The 13,686-nt window shown below is 50.7% G+C and carries 14 protein-coding genes; 11 read left to right on the top strand and 3 right to left on the bottom strand.

Going from position 1 to position 13,686, the window contains the following annotated elements:
- Window positions 1–178 precede the first annotated feature (178 nt).
- Complete coding sequence (locus LC073_RS03825; protein WP_226643688.1) at window positions 179–1,561, bottom strand: nicotinate phosphoribosyltransferase; 1,383 nt, start codon at window positions 1,559–1,561, stop codon at window positions 179–181.
- Window positions 1,562–1,859: 298 nt separating this feature from the next.
- Between LC073_RS03825 and LC073_RS03820 the strand changes: the two genes are divergently transcribed.
- The 7 genes from LC073_RS03820 to LC073_RS03790 all read left to right on the top strand — a co-directional run bounded on the left by LC073_RS03820 (window position 1,860) and on the right by LC073_RS03790 (window position 7,581).
- A complete protein-coding gene (locus LC073_RS03820) occupies window positions 1,860–2,315 on the top strand; it encodes a hypothetical protein (protein ID WP_226643685.1) in 456 nt (151 codons plus the stop codon).
- Between the two features lie 164 nt (window positions 2,316–2,479).
- Window positions 2,480–3,142 carry a PspA/IM30 family protein gene (locus LC073_RS03815; RefSeq protein ID WP_226643676.1) on the top strand — a complete coding sequence of 221 codons (663 nt, stop codon included), beginning with the start codon at window positions 2,480–2,482 and terminating at the stop codon, window positions 3,140–3,142.
- Window positions 3,142–3,795, top strand: a complete 654-nt coding sequence (locus LC073_RS03810) for a YqiJ family protein (RefSeq protein WP_226643673.1) — start codon at window positions 3,142–3,144, stop codon at window positions 3,793–3,795. The genes LC073_RS03815 and LC073_RS03810 overlap by 1 nt, the downstream gene beginning before the upstream one ends.
- Complete coding sequence (locus tag LC073_RS03805) at window positions 3,796–5,505, top strand: flotillin family protein (RefSeq protein ID WP_226643671.1); 1,710 nt, start codon at window positions 3,796–3,798, stop codon at window positions 5,503–5,505. It begins immediately after the preceding gene.
- Window positions 5,506–5,642: 137 nt separating this feature from the next.
- Window positions 5,643–6,206 carry a hypothetical protein gene (locus tag LC073_RS03800; RefSeq protein WP_226643669.1) on the top strand — a complete coding sequence of 188 codons (564 nt, stop codon included), beginning with the start codon at window positions 5,643–5,645 and terminating at the stop codon, window positions 6,204–6,206.
- Between the two features lie 95 nt (window positions 6,207–6,301).
- Complete coding sequence (locus LC073_RS03795) at window positions 6,302–7,255, top strand: DnaJ C-terminal domain-containing protein (RefSeq protein ID WP_226643667.1); 954 nt, start codon at window positions 6,302–6,304, stop codon at window positions 7,253–7,255.
- Between the two features lie 2 nt (window positions 7,256–7,257).
- A complete protein-coding gene (locus LC073_RS03790; RefSeq protein WP_226643665.1) occupies window positions 7,258–7,581 on the top strand; it encodes a chaperone modulator CbpM in 324 nt (107 codons plus the stop codon).
- A 63-nt stretch (window positions 7,582–7,644) separates the two neighbouring features.
- Here LC073_RS03790 and LC073_RS03785 read toward each other — a convergent pair whose 3' ends face one another.
- A complete protein-coding gene (locus LC073_RS03785) occupies window positions 7,645–8,625 on the bottom strand; it encodes a calcium/sodium antiporter (RefSeq protein ID WP_226643662.1) in 981 nt (326 codons plus the stop codon).
- A 349-nt stretch (window positions 8,626–8,974) separates the two neighbouring features.
- On the opposite strand from LC073_RS03785, the gene LC073_RS03780 reads away from it, so the two are divergent.
- The 4 genes from LC073_RS03780 (at window position 8,975) to LC073_RS03765 (ending at window position 12,141) form a co-directional block, all read left to right on the top strand.
- Window positions 8,975–9,223, top strand: a complete 249-nt coding sequence (locus LC073_RS03780; RefSeq protein WP_226643660.1) for a hypothetical protein — start codon at window positions 8,975–8,977, stop codon at window positions 9,221–9,223.
- Between the two features lie 258 nt (window positions 9,224–9,481).
- Window positions 9,482–10,561 (top strand): 4-hydroxyphenylpyruvate dioxygenase, encoded by a 1,080-nt coding sequence (hppD, locus tag LC073_RS03775; protein WP_226643658.1) that lies wholly within the window; start codon window positions 9,482–9,484, stop codon window positions 10,559–10,561.
- 15 nt (window positions 10,562–10,576) lie between these two features.
- The gene (locus LC073_RS03770; RefSeq protein WP_152450463.1) at window positions 10,577–11,137 is read left to right on the top strand and encodes a VOC family protein; all 561 of its coding nucleotides are present in this window, start codon (window positions 10,577–10,579) and stop codon (window positions 11,135–11,137) included.
- Window positions 11,134–12,141: a fumarylacetoacetate hydrolase family protein gene (locus LC073_RS03765; protein ID WP_226643657.1), complete on the top strand. Its 1,008-nt coding sequence runs from the start codon at window positions 11,134–11,136 to the stop codon at window positions 12,139–12,141. Before LC073_RS03770 ends, LC073_RS03765 begins: the two co-directional genes overlap by 4 nt.
- Window positions 12,142–12,249: 108 nt before the next feature.
- Here LC073_RS03765 and LC073_RS03760 read toward each other — a convergent pair whose 3' ends face one another.
- On the bottom strand, window positions 12,250–13,107 hold the full coding sequence (locus LC073_RS03760; RefSeq protein ID WP_226643649.1) for a carbon-nitrogen hydrolase family protein: 858 nt from the start codon (window positions 13,105–13,107) through the stop codon (window positions 12,250–12,252).
- Window positions 13,108–13,686: the final 579 nt, after the last annotated feature.

Genomic DNA, 13,686 nt, shown 5'->3' with positions numbered 1-13,686 from the left:
TGTTGTTGTGCCCGATACATAAAGAGGCCCGGCAGGAAAGAGCCCGGCTGAGCATATTGTCCAGACAATAAACCTATACAGGTAACAGGCCTTGATTGCTTTTGTAAAGTGTTAGCTCGGTGAAGTGAGGTTTGTTGGGGGCAAGTGGTTGTACTGGGAAGAGGGGGAGTACTGTTTGCTAAATGGCAGCGCGGTTACGTATCTCAGTAAAAGTTGTTTCTAGCAGGAGCTTTCCATTACAAAATACTGGTCTTAGTAGGTTTTTATGCTGTCCCAATTCCTCTATTCTGATGGTTCTGAACTTACCATTCTCCCCTTGAATCAGGGCCAGGCGCCCGCGCTTGGATCTTTTCTCTGGTCCTGTGCGCGGGTCTTTGTAGATATCCCGCCAAATACCGTTGATGCGTATGGCGCTGGCCTTCATGGCAAAGCTCATTAGGTCCCGGTCAACCTTTTGTAACAACTCGCCTCCCATACCAAAAGTGACATTTTCAGCGCTCTGTTTATGCTTCTTCATTGTCTGTAGTATTTTGGGAATAGTAATGCGAGAGATACTGTCCCCCTGGATTACACGAATGTAATCGGGCAAAACACGATAGCCTTTGCTATTGGTATGAGTTCCAAAAATTCGCATTAACCGCTCTATACATTCGACAACGATCTGCACGGGATTGCCGGAATCCGGGCGGATAACCAAAGTTCCTCCACTGTTTTGAATAGTATTTTTTAATCGCCCTCCCCAGATTTGTTCCACTGCGTTCCACAAGTCATAGCTATCACTAACCACAGCAACAGTTTTATTTTTTCCCGAGAAATGCTGTAGGATATTTTGATAGGCCAATGCTTCTCCATCACGACCCCAGGCTGTGATAGTACTGTGTTCTGCAGCTGGAATTGAAAAACCAGGCATATCGGCAGCGTAAAAATTCCTTGCACCTAATATTCCAGAGAGAGTATCAGTACCATGGAAATTCACCAAATGTGCCATGCCTCCCAATAAAGCGCTTTCATGGCTACTCACCCCGCGGGCGCCAAAATCGTGCAGTTGATAAAGAAGGCTATTTTGAGTGTCGGCCGTCTCCTGCAAAAAACGCGCAATAGTCTTTTTAATCTCCCGGCTCTGGGTGGCGACAGTGCAGGGATACCAGAGAGCGCGAACTAATGCGGTTTCAATATAACTTGTTAACCAGAAACAGGAAGGGCAGGTATTAACGATTTGCGCAGTGACATTGTGTAGAGGAATTACCGACCCCTCCTCGACAGCGCTGATCTCAAGAGGTAGTAAACCTTGATGTACGTGAACTATGTGTTCCCAACCCTCACGATAAAAGGGCAGGCCGTGGTCCTTAAGTAGCTGCCCTGCTTCCACAATATTGGAAATAGTGATGGGGCTTTGTAGATACTGCTTTATAAAAGCCTGCAAACCAAAAAATACCGTTTCAGAAAAATCCCCACCACGGCACTCGATATAGCTGCTGATAAATTCCGTGCCAGGCGGATATTGCAGGTAATGGCTGGCCTTATAGCTATCGACGTTGAGAATCAGGTTTTCTATCGACATTAAGTTCGTCAATTGGCGATGGGATTGTTGAGCTTGTCACCAAAAGCCTGTTCTGGTGGGCGGTAAATAAAAGTATTTTTGGCGGAAATTTATCCCTGTAAGCGTGTGTAATTTAAAACGTCTGGCGGAACTAAAAACAGTTTTTTACAAAAATACTCTGAATTATAGATAGCACAGTTACTAGCAGAATATTTTTCTACACGGGCTGGTTCTGCCGTACTAATAAGCCACGCGAGTTTTTATTGACCCCACGCGTAGTCGTGTGTACTTTTGTATACACGGCAAGTAAGGGATCATTATGCTCAATAAAACTCAATCTATATCGGCGCGCCTATCGGCGGAAGATTATGCGTATCTGATGTCGATTGATCGCAATGGGGCGATCACCCAAAGTGAGAAAGTACGCGAAATTATTGCAATGGCGAGAGAGTCAGTTGGCGGGGACAGCCTTTCCCGCAGCTATCTCTCCTCAGCAGAGGCCATGTTGCCGTTAAAGGCCCGCTATTTAGAGGAAAACCAGCGGAGCTTATTGATAGAAGCAGTAATGGAGTTGCTCACAGAAAGTGCCGCCATTATTCAAAATGGGGCTGGCAATGAGCCAATGGCGCCGGAATTGGAAAAAGACTTGTTGCCGAGCGTCGAGGCTTTCCTGGAAAAAATGTTGCTGCTATCGCAACAGAGCAGCCCACGAAGTATTCACCGTGATTCAGCTGTGAAAATTCGTGAACGTCTAGAAAGTGAAACTGCGGAATAAGCGTCGGCGAAATTTATTTTTATCGATAGACGATGAGACTCAGCTGCTGACATTAACGCATTAAGTCAGCGGTTTCTTGAGAAAGAATTTTTGAAGGTTTGTCGGATCGTGAGGGATTTGGTCTGGCTTTGGTAGAAATTGAAACAGTAAAAGGAAAGAAAATTATGAGAGAAGGATTAATTAAGCGCATCTCACGACTGATTTCGGCATCTGCCAACGCGGTGGTCGACTCGGTAGAAAGTGCAACTCCTCAGCTGGTCATGGAGCAAGCCATTCGTGAAATAGACGATGCTTCTGCCGACGTGCGCGAACAGCTTGGTAAGGTAGAGGCGGCCAAGTACCTCAATAGCAAGGCGCTCAATGAGGAAAATAATCGTCACAGTGCGTTGGCCGGGCAAATTGATATCGCGGTAAAGGAAGGTCGAGATGACCTGGCTGAAGCTGCCATTGCCAAGCAGATGGATATCGAAGCTCAGTTGCCGGTATTGGAAAAGGCCATCGCTGAGAACGACACAGAAATGCAGGAGCTCAATGCTTACATCAGCGCATTGCAAGGTAAAAAACGGGAAATGCGTGAGCAGCTGAAGGAATTTGTTAAGGCTAGCGAGCATGTGGCCAATGGTGTGAGTGACACAGGCCGCGGCACCAGCCGTAAAACCGAGACGCAAGTGGAACAGGCAAGCGACGTCTTTGACCGTGTGCTGGAGCGGGCCGGTGTACACACCTCCAAATCCAGTGCAAATGCAAGCAAGTTGGCTGAGCTCGAGGAGCTAGCGCGTAACAATCGCATTAAAGAACGGCTAGCCAAACTCAAGTCGGAGGCCTGATGGCTTTTCTGTTACAAGACCAGAATCTGATATTTACCGGCGCTCTGATATTGATGTTAATGATCGCGGTTCTTGAGGGCGTGATGACATTAATTGGCATCGGTATTTCGGATCTACTCGATAACATGCTGCCAGATATTGATATCAATGGGCCGGATGGTAGTGCATCAGGTGGATTGACTAAAGTTTTGGGCTGGCTGCGTTTTGGCGAGGTGCCAGCACTGATCCTTTTAGTGGCACTCTTGGTTGGTTTCGGTGTTACCGGTTTACTGATCCAGATGTTTGTTGAGTCTACTTTTGGTCTGTTATTACCGGGCGGCTTGTTGGCGCTGGTAGTTTTTTTCCTGGCGCTGCCACAGGTGCGTTTTGTCGGTAATTTACTGCGACGTTTTGCTGTTGGTGATGAAACGCAAGCGGTGGGAAGAAAATCCTTTATCGGTCGGGTGGCGGTAATTACCATCGGCAAAGCCGAAGCCGGATCACCCGCAGAAGCGCGTTTTAAAGATGAATTTGGCACTACCCACTATGTGATGGTGGAGCCGGATGAAAGTGAAATTTTTAACCAGGGGGAGAAGGTGTTACTGGTAGAGGAATTGGGTGTGCATTTCCGTGTGACTCGTCCCACCAGCCAGCATCTGATGGAAAATAATTAAATGGAGAATCTAGCAGTGATAGGAAACCTACCCGTCGTAGTATTTATTGCCGGTGCAGTACTCGTTGGCCTGATTGTAATCGGTACTATTTTCGCTCGGCTTTATACCCGTGCCTCTAAAGAGCGTTCTTTTGTGCGTACCGGCATGGGTGGACAAAAAGTCATTATGAATGGCGGCGCACTGGTGTTACCGGTATTACATGAAATTATCCCGGTGAATATGAATACCCTGCGCCTTGCAGTTTCCCGTAAAGAGCATCAGGCGCTAATTACCAAGGATCGTATGCGTGTGGATGTACTCGCTGAGTTCTATTTGCGCGTGAAACCCGATGCCGAAGCGATTGCCAATGCGGCACAGACTTTGGGTTTGCGCACCCTGGACCCTGAAGCCTTAAAGGAAATGATTGAAGGTAAATTTGTCGATGCTCTACGCTCTGTGGCTGCCGAAATGGAAATGGCAGAGTTGCATGAACAGCGCAGTCAGTTTGTACAAAAAGTGCAGCAAGTGGTCTCTGAGGATCTACTGAAAAACGGATTGGAGCTGGAGTCTGTCTCTTTGACTGGATTGGATCAGACCCATAAAGAGTTCTTTAACCAGGACAATGTGTTCGATGCTGAAGGTCTTGCCAGCATGACCCGCTCTATTGAAGCGCGCCGCAAGGAAGTTAATGACGTCGAACAGGAAACTATGGTGCAGATCGAGAAGAAAAATCTCGAAGCTGAGCGCCAGAAACTGGAAATCGATAAGGAAAAACGCTACGCCCATTTGGAGCAACAACGTGAGTTGGAAAATCGCGAAGCCGCGCAAAAAGCTGATATCGCCCGTGAACTGGCTGCACAAGAAAGGGCTGCACGTCAGGCAGAGATTGAAGCCCAGCGAGAGGTGGATCAGGCGCGCATAACTGCGGAACAGGCGACCAAGCTCTTGGAAATCGAGAAGGAGCGTCGCCTGAGAGAACAGGAAATCGAGCGTGAGCGTATCCTCGATGAGCAGCGTATCTCTAAAGAAAAATCTGTAGAGATTGCTGAGCAGGAACGTGCAATTGCCGTTGCAGAGAAATCCAAAGAGCAGTCCCTGGCTGACCAACAGGCGAACGTGGCCTTGGCGGAAGCAGTAAAAGCCGAAGAGATGGTGCGCACTGCCAAAGATGTGGAAATCGCTGAACGTAACAAGCGTATCGAGATTATTGAAGCGCAAAAGGTGGCTGAGCGTCAGGCTACTGGCATTAAGGTAATGGCTGAAGCGGAGAAAGCGGCTGCAGAAGATAAAGCCGAAGCGTTACGCCTGCAGGCTTCTGCGGAAGCCGAAGCGGTTCGAATCAAGGTTGAAGCAGATCGTGAAAAATACGCGGTAGATGCCGAAGGCCAGCGCTTGATGAACGAAGCATATAACAGCCTCAATGAAGCGCAGATCGCATTGAAGAAAGTGCTGAGTCTGCACGAGAATCTGCCCAATATTATCCGTGAAAGTGTTAAGCCTCTTGAGAGTATCGAGGGAATGAAAATCATCTCTGTCGAAGGCTTAAATGGCCTGAATGGTCGCACATCTAGCGGAATTTTAGATGGAGAATCGGAAGGCAAAAGTCAAAGTTTGCCGGAAGCTTTAATTGGTAGCGCACTTAAACATCGTGCGATGGCGCCATTGGTAGATTCACTATTAAAAGAAGCGGGCGTTGGTAATTTGAGTAAGCCTGTTGAGACCGAGGTTTAGTGTATTTAAAATTTTTCAAATTGGAAAATTTAGGTTTTAATTAATTAATTAGTTAATTAACTAACAGATTAAAACCATAACTTCTCAACCCAGACTTTTGAGATAAGTCTGGGTAATTTATTTAAGGGAATGAATTAATGCGGCGCTGTACGAGTTGTAAAGAAGGTGTATTAAAGCCAGATCTTATTGAAGGGTTGTTTCGCGCATATACCTGTTCAAACTGTGAAGGTAACTGGATTCTGGTTGAAGACTACTTAACTTGGAAAAGAAAAAATCCTGAATATCAATTTCCAGAAAAGCTAAAAGGTCTAAGTGAGGTCGTTGCAGAAGACACCAAACGAGCTATTTTATGTCCTGTATCGGGCGTAATTATGCAGAAGTTTAAAATTGTAGCTGGCAGTGAACACCGTTTGGATTACAGTCCTGCGGTTGGTGGTATTTGGTTGGATAAAGGGGAATGGGAGCTGCTTAAGGCTGAAGGACTTGCAGATTCCTTGAACTTTTTAGTTACCAATGAGTGGCAAAAGAAAGTCAGAGACAGTAATGCCAGGGGCACTTTCTCTGAAGTTTATCGGAAACGTTTTGGAGAGGAGACCTATGGAAAGGTGAAGGAGTTTCGTGAGTGGCTACAAACCCAAGAGAACAAGGCAGATATTACAGCCTATTTAGTTGCAGAAGATCCTTATTCTGCCGAGCGCTGAGTTGAATCAAATTCAGTGTGTCGAAGGCAACTATATGCCGTAGAATTTTCCTCTTTTCATGGCAGACTGCAATATCAACGGCTTATATTAAACCCATGGAATACAAGGACTACTACAAGATTCTCGGTCTGGAACGCAGTGTCGATCAGGCGGAGATCAAGCGAGCTTATCGCAAGTTGGCGCGTAAGTATCATCCCGATGTCAGTAGTGAAAAGGATGCGGAGGAGCGCTTTAAAGAGGTGAATGAGGCCTACGAGGTGCTTAAGGACCCGGAGAAGCGCACGGCTTACGACCAGTTGGGAAGTGGCTTCCAGTCTGGTCAGGACTTCCGCCCACCACCTAATTGGGATCAGGGCTTTGAATTCCATGGCGGTGGGTATACCGATACCGATAGTGAGGCTTTCAGTGACTTCTTTGAGAGCCTGTTTGGGCGGGGTGGCTTCAACCAGGGCTATGGCGGCAGGCAAAGGCGCCAATACAGCGCTCAGGGGGAAAATACCTATGCACGTATCGCGATAGACCTGGAGGACAGCTATCGCGGCAGCAGCCGGCAGATTACCCTCAAGCACACGGTGTTGGGAGCGGACGGGCGTCCCCAACTGCAGGAACGCACTCTAAACGTCAAGATTCCCAAAGGTATTACCGAAGGCCAACAAATCCGCCTGGCCGGGCAGGGGGAAGCGGGCATTGGCGGTGGTAAGGCTGGCGACCTCTATCTGGAGATCACATTCAATCCCCACCGCCTCTATCATACTGAGGGCACAACGGTTTACCTGGATCTACCCCTGGCGCCCTGGGAGATGGCACTTGGCGCCAAGGTACAGGTGCCAACACCGAGCGGTTCCCTAAAAGTTACCATTCCCGCTAATAGTGACAACGGCAAGAAACTTCGCCTAAAGGGTCGGGGTATACCCGCCAAGCAGCCTGGGGATATGTATATTGTTTTGCAAACGGTTACTCCCAAGGCCACGACTGATACCCAGCGCGAAGCTTATCGCCAATTAAGCGAGGCATTTGATTTCAATCCGCGCCAATCCATGGGGAGCTGATAATGAAGGTCAGAAAGATTGAGCAAGTGACCGGTGTGCTCCTGGATGAAGAGAGCGAATTGAGTTTGAGTGAGTTGTGCCGCGCCTGTGGGGTCCCGGCGGAACGCATCTTGGCACTTGTAGAAGAGGGAGTTATTGAGCCCCGTGCGCGCAAACCCCGCTGGCGCTTCAGCGGTATTTGTGTGGGCCGGGTTCGCCGAGTTTACACGCTGGAGCGGGATCTTGGGGTTAATCTTGCCGGTGCGGCACTGGCGCTGGAATTGCTTGAAGAGATTGAGCGGTTGCAGGCACAGTTAGCCAGACTGGAGGAGCGTCGACGGCGCTAAGCTGGGTTGCTAGATGTTGATAGTTGTTTGGGGCCGTTTCGGCCCCAAACAAGTTATTAGCTGTTAAAGAGCGGCTTTGGTAATCGTGGTGATCAGATAGCCGGTATAAACGAGGTAGGCGGTTAGCAGGGCGCCCCCTTCCCAGCGGTTGATACGTCCCTGGCCGCGAAAGCCATAGGCGAAGACAAACAGGGCGAGAGTCAGGCCGATAACCATGGGCCAGTCCCTGGTGAGTACTTCCGGTGGGACGTTGGACATCGGGGCGATCGTGCCGGCAATCCCCACTACGGCCAGCAAATTGAACATATTAGAGCCCACTACGTTGCCGATGGCGATATCGTGTTCGCCTTTGCGCGCGGCTATTATGGTTGCGGCAAGTTCCGGTAGGGATGTACCCAGGGCGACGATAGTGAGGCCGATAATCAGGTCGCTGACCCCCAGAGACTCGGCGATAGTTACCGCCCCCCAAACCAGCAGCCGAGAGCTGACAATCAGTAGTACCAAGCCGGCCAAAACCCAGAATAGTGCACGGCCCAGGGGCATGGCGTGTTCTTCCAACTCCCCGGCTACCTCGCCTTCCAACATATCGCCCTTGCCACGCAGGGCCGAAAATACACTCCAGCCAATCAGACCGAAGAAACCTAACAAGAGGATAACCGCTTCCCAGCGTTCTAATTTGTCATCCAATAGGAAAGCGCCACTCAGCAGGGTGATCGCCATTAATAGTGGCAGCTCCTTACGCACGATTTTTGAGTGTACGCTCAAGGGAATAATCAGGGCGGTGAGGCCCAGGATCAAACCGGTATTGGTGATATTGGAGCCGTAGGCGTTGCCCAGGGCCAAGCCAGGGCTGCCATCCAGTGCGGCGATGGCGGAGACCACCATTTCCGGGGCAGAGGTACCAAAGCCGACAATCACCATGCCGATCAACAGCGTGGGCATACCGGCGTGTTTGGCCGTGGCTGCGGCGCCCTCCACGAAGCGGTCAGCACTCCAGACCAACACAATAAAGCCGGCGATGATGGAGAGAGCGGCGAGAAGCATAGGCAGTCCTCAAAAAATACAGGCGGATTTGGTGCATAGCCCGACAAACGGGGTGCGATTGTACCGGCTCTCGGTGTCACAATCAGTGGATTGCCAAAGAGACAGGCACGATATCTGTAAAAAATCGAAAGTGACTAATTGGTCAGATGCTTCTGCTGCCAGTGTGGGCTACAGTCAATGCATGGCCCGGTAAATCTACGGGATGGCTGAGAGGCTCTGTGCCCCGGTGCGAAGTCCGCTCAGTTGGTGGAGATGTCGGGCATGTTTACGCGGGTCGCACAGAGCCATGGGCGGCGGATTCCGCGACATCCATGTCACCGGCCACTCGCCGGCTAGTTAGGAGGCCTATATGCAACTCAAAGCTTCAATCGGAATACTGGCGGCTGCGCTGGTGCTGACCCTGTCTGCCTGTGAACAGAGGAAAAAGGAAGAATCCATGGACAAAGGCGGAATGGGCGCCGCCGAAACCGGATGCTGCCAGCATGCGGAAAGTGCCTGCGCTGGGGATGTGACCAAGTCTCAGTGTGACCAGATGAGCGGTAAGTTTCATAAGGATCATATGTGCCGAACGGATACCGGCAAGTGCGCCCGCAAATAGCGCTAGTTGCTGAGGGTGCGGCACAAGCCAGTGCTGCACCCACTTTTCTCACATCGCGCAATACCGCTAAGCCTCCCTTCTGACTGTTCGCACACTCGCGAAAACCACCCATCTCAAGTGACCAAAGACGGCCCTTTGGTATGCCTTTCTGGCACTCTTGACATTAGTTACATCTGCAACTAACTTCGTTTGCGCTTGAAATTAACCAGCGCGCAGCCTCGATAAATGGCGCCGCGAAGATAAGAGACGGAGGACTGCATGGCCGACTTATTTGAGAACCCGATGGGTTTGGATGGCTTCGAATTTGTAGAATTCACTGCGCCGGAAAAAGGCATTCTCGAAACTGTGTTTACCGCCATGGGCTTTACTAAGGTGGCCCGCCACCGCTCCAAAGCGGTGGAGTTGTGGCGCCAGGGTGATATCAACTTTGTCACCAACTACGAGCCCAGCAGCCACGCCTATTACTATGCCCAGGAGCATGGTCCCTCCGCCTGTGGTCTGGCCTTCCGTGTGAAAGATGCCAAGTTTGCCTACGAGGAGGCTCTGCGCAAGGGCGCTCAGCCAGTAAACGTACAGACTGGCCCGATGGAACTGAAACTGCCGGCCATCAAAGGCATTGGTGGTGCCACTTTATACCTGATTGATCGCTACAAAGATGGCGAATCCATCTACGATATCGACTTTATCTGGGAGGAGGGCGTAGAGCGCCGTCCGGAAGGTTGTGGCTTCCACACCTTGGACCACCTCACCCACAACGTCTATCGCGGCCGCATGGATTACTGGGCCAAGTACTACGAGGATCTGTTTAATTTCCGCGAGATCCGCTATTTCGATATTAAGGGCGAATACACCGGTCTGCTGTCCAAGGCTATGACCGCGCCGGATGGCAAGATCCGCATCCCGCTGAACGAAGAAGCAGCCGGCGGCGGCGGCCAGATCGAAGAATTCCTGATGAAGTACAACGGCGAGGGTATCCAACACATCGCCTTTGCCTGTGACGATCTGGTGGCCTGTTGGGATCGCCTGAAAGAGCGCGGTATGGAGTTTATGACCCCACCGCCGGACACCTACTACGAAATGCTGGAAGAGCGCCTGCCCGGCCATGGTGAGCCCACTGAGGAATTCCAGAGCCGCGGCATCCTGCTTGATGGCACTACCGAGGGCGGTCAACCGCGTCTGCTGTTACAGATTTTCTCTGCCAATATGCTCGGCCCGGTCTTCTTCGAGTTTATCCAGCGCAAGGAAGACGAAGGGTTTGGCGAGGGCAACTTCAAGGCCCTGTTTGAATCCATTGAGCGCGACCAGCTCAAGCGCGGCGTCATTAAAGAAAAGGAATAACAACCGGAGGCTTCAATGGGCATTAAGCGCATTCACCACGTGGCGTATCGCTGCAGGGACGCCAAAGAGACCGTGGAATTCTATCGTGATCTTCTCGGCATGGACTTCCAGCTGGCCATTGCCGAAAACGAGGTACCCTCAACCGGTGAGCCGGACCCTTACATGCATGTCTTTATGGATGCGGGTATGGGGAATGTGCTTGCCTTCTTCGAAATCCCCAACTCCCCGGAGATGGGGCGCGATGAAAATACCCCCAAGTGGGTGCAGCATATCGCTTTCGAAGTGGAGTCCATGGAAGAAATGCTCGCGACCAAAGAGAAGCTGGAAGCGGCGGGGGTTGATGTACTCGGCCCCACCGATCACACCATTTTCCAGTCGATCTACTTCTTTGATCCGAACGGCCACCGTATCGAGCTGGCTGCTAACACCGCTAAGCCCGGTATGCACAAAGAGCTGAAGCGTGTTGCGGAAGATATGCTGGAAGAGTGGTCGCGCACTAAAAAAGCCCCAAGGCATGCAGCCTGGATGCATGGGGAAGAAGAGTTTGTGGAAAAAGTTGAAGGGGAGGCACAGTGAAGTTAGCCAGCCTTAAATCCGGCCGTGATGGCCAACTGGTTGTCGTTAGCGACGATCTCACCCGTATGGTGCCGGCCGGCGATATCGCTCCCACCATGCAGAGTGCATTGGACAACTGGGCAGCAGTGAATGGCGAGCTGGAGAAGCTGCACGAGCGTTTGCACAATGGCGAGATTGCCGGAGAGCCATTCGAGCAGGGCCTGTGTGCATCGCCTCTACCGCGTGCCTATCACTGGGCCGATGGCAGTGCCTATGTGAACCATGTGGAGTTGGTGCGCAAGGCTCGCGGTGCCGAGGTGCCGGAGAGCTTTTACAGCGATCCGCTGATGTACCAGGGTGGCTCCGATACCTTCCTGGCCCCACGCGAGCCGGTGACCATGCCCCAAAGTGAGGGCTTCGGCATCGACTTTGAAGCGGAAATTGCCGTGATCACCGACGATGTGCCCATGGGAGTAACTGCCGAGGATGCGCTCTCCCATATCAAACTGGTGATGCTGGTAAATGACGTTTCCCTGCGCGGTTTGATTCCTGCTGAGCTGGCCAAGGGTTTTGGTTTCTATCAGTCCAAGCCCTCCAGTGCTTTCTCACCGGTGTGCGTCACGCCCGAGCAACTAGGAGAGAACTGGCGTGAGGGCAAATTGCACCTGCCTCTGGTTTCCCACCTGAACGGCGAGAAGTTCGGTGAGCCCAATGCCGGGGTGGATATGACCTTCCACTTTGGCCAGTTGATTGCCCATGCGGCCAGGACCCGCCCACTCTGTGCCGGCACTATTATCGGTTCTGGTACCGTGTCCAATAAGATGGATGGCGGCCCCGGTAAGCCGGTGGCAGAGGGTGGAGTTGGCTACAGCTGCATCGCTGAGATTCGCATGATCGAAACCATCCAGAATGGTGCGCCCAGTACACCATTTATGGATTTCGGCAACACGATCGCTATCGAGATGTTCGATGGTGAAGGCCAGTCAATTTTTGGGCGTATCGAGCAGACCGTGGAGAAGGTGTAATACCGCCTTTTCGCCACGGTTTACACTGTAAAAAAAAGGGGCACCTAACGGTCGCCCCTTTTTTATTTAGATACTCATTATTTAGACACTTTCTATTATTTAGACTATTTAGATTCCTAGTCGGCGCATGGAAAGTAATGGCATTTGTTGCCTCACCTTAGCCAGTCTCTCAGCATCCAGTGTGGCAGTGATGACGGTTTCACCCTCGCCGGCTTCGGCCAGGATCTCACCCCAGGGATCGATGATCGCTGAATGTCCCCAGGTGCGTCTTTTTTCCGAGTGGATGCCGCCCTGATTGGCCGCAATCACAAAGCAGCCATTCTCTATCGCGCGTGCTCGCAACAGGGTCATCCAGTGCGCTTTCCCAGTGGTATGGGTAAAAGCCGCTGGTACCACAAAAATCTCAGCGCCGTTCATTGCCAGTTGTCGGTAGAGTTCGGGAAAGCGCAGATCGAAACAGATGCTGAGCCCCAGTACACCCCAGGGTAATATCGCCACACAGGGATCGTCACCGGCTTCAATACTGGCGGATTCACGGTAGCTTCCGGCTGAGTCTTCAACTTCCACATCAAACAAGTGCATCTTGTCGTAGCGGGCCTGCAAAACACCGCGATCATCGAACAGCAGGCAAGCTGAGCGACTGCGCCTGCCCTCGGTTGCAGTGCCATCTGGCCGTTCCAGCAAGGGTACCGCGCCGGCTACCACCCAGATACCCAGCTCCGCTGCCCAGCTCTGTAGCGCGTGTTGAATGGGTTGTCTGTCTGCGCTGGCCTTATCGTTTCCGCAGAAGGGTTCGGCCGCGGAGAAACTGCCCTTATCGGAAAAGTGTGCAAAATTTTCCGGTAGCAGTATTAGCTGGGCTCCGCCTCCGGTGGCTTCCTTCAGAAGTTTGTAGGCTTGTGCGAGATTGTCCTTGACACTCTCACCGCTGATCATCTGCACTGCTGCGACACAAAGGGTTTTCACAAAGACTCTCCTGATTTTCCGCTAGCCTCGAGGGGCAGGGAAAAGCTAGTGTCTGACAGTATAAATCTCAAATGTGGTTAGCCGTACAAACTATTCACAGGTCAAAAATACAATGAAATGAATAGCTCAGTCTGTTGCGGCTAGGGTAAGCTGGTAACGTAAAGTTAGTGGTATTTATGACGGTGTAAGATCTATTGATCTTGAAGTGTTCGATAGTGATTGTGAATTCACTGTCGGTATAGTGATGCATTCTCAGAGCAGGTAAAATCTTCTAAGCAAAGACTAACCGGTTAAAAACGCTAAGAAATTTTCTAGAAGTCCCTCCCCGATTTTTCACTCACATTTTTTGACCAATTAAAAAACTGGATGGTTTTGTATATAGTCTTAGCGGAAATGGTAATTCCTCTGCACTCATTGAGTGACTAAAATCTTGCGTATTGTTCTAAAAATGATTTTTTCTCAACTGCCTAGCATTTTGTTTAAAAAACTATCGCATTAGCCGATAAAAATTGGTTAACACTTCTCATTCTCTCCCTCCTAAATAAGCCTTTATGCGGCCTGGAAAAATAGTGCCAGAGT

This window comes from Microbulbifer variabilis (assembly GCF_020524905.1).
GTDB classification, from domain to species: domain Bacteria; phylum Pseudomonadota; class Gammaproteobacteria; order Pseudomonadales; family Cellvibrionaceae; genus Microbulbifer; species Microbulbifer variabilis_A.
The sequence above is the reverse complement of the archived record's forward strand: the minus strand, read 5'-3'. Positions and strand labels throughout refer to the sequence as shown.

Excerpts from the sequence above, each read along its gene's own strand:
- LC073_RS03805 (WP_226643671.1), top strand. The coding sequence starts at position 3,796 with ATGGAGAATCTAGCAGTGATAGGAAACCTACCCGTCGTAGTATTTATT.
- LC073_RS03790 (WP_226643665.1), top strand. The coding sequence starts at position 7,258 with ATGAAGGTCAGAAAGATTGAGCAAGTGACCGGTGTGCTCCTGGATGAA.
- LC073_RS03810 (WP_226643673.1), top strand. The coding sequence starts at position 3,142 with ATGGCTTTTCTGTTACAAGACCAGAATCTGATATTTACCGGCGCTCTG.
- hppD (WP_226643658.1), top strand. The coding sequence starts at position 9,482 with ATGGCCGACTTATTTGAGAACCCGATGGGTTTGGATGGCTTCGAATTT.
- LC073_RS03800 (WP_226643669.1), top strand. The coding sequence starts at position 5,643 with ATGCGGCGCTGTACGAGTTGTAAAGAAGGTGTATTAAAGCCAGATCTT.
- LC073_RS03815 (WP_226643676.1), top strand. The coding sequence starts at position 2,480 with ATGAGAGAAGGATTAATTAAGCGCATCTCACGACTGATTTCGGCATCT.
- LC073_RS03820 (WP_226643685.1), top strand. The coding sequence starts at position 1,860 with ATGCTCAATAAAACTCAATCTATATCGGCGCGCCTATCGGCGGAAGAT.
- LC073_RS03780 (WP_226643660.1), top strand. The coding sequence starts at position 8,975 with ATGCAACTCAAAGCTTCAATCGGAATACTGGCGGCTGCGCTGGTGCTG.
- LC073_RS03795 (WP_226643667.1), top strand. The coding sequence starts at position 6,302 with ATGGAATACAAGGACTACTACAAGATTCTCGGTCTGGAACGCAGTGTC.
- LC073_RS03770 (WP_152450463.1), top strand. The coding sequence starts at position 10,577 with ATGGGCATTAAGCGCATTCACCACGTGGCGTATCGCTGCAGGGACGCC.
- LC073_RS03785 (WP_226643662.1), bottom strand. The coding sequence starts at position 8,625 with ATGCTTCTCGCCGCTCTCTCCATCATCGCCGGCTTTATTGTGTTGGTC.
- LC073_RS03825 (WP_226643688.1), bottom strand. The coding sequence starts at position 1,561 with ATGTCGATAGAAAACCTGATTCTCAACGTCGATAGCTATAAGGCCAGC.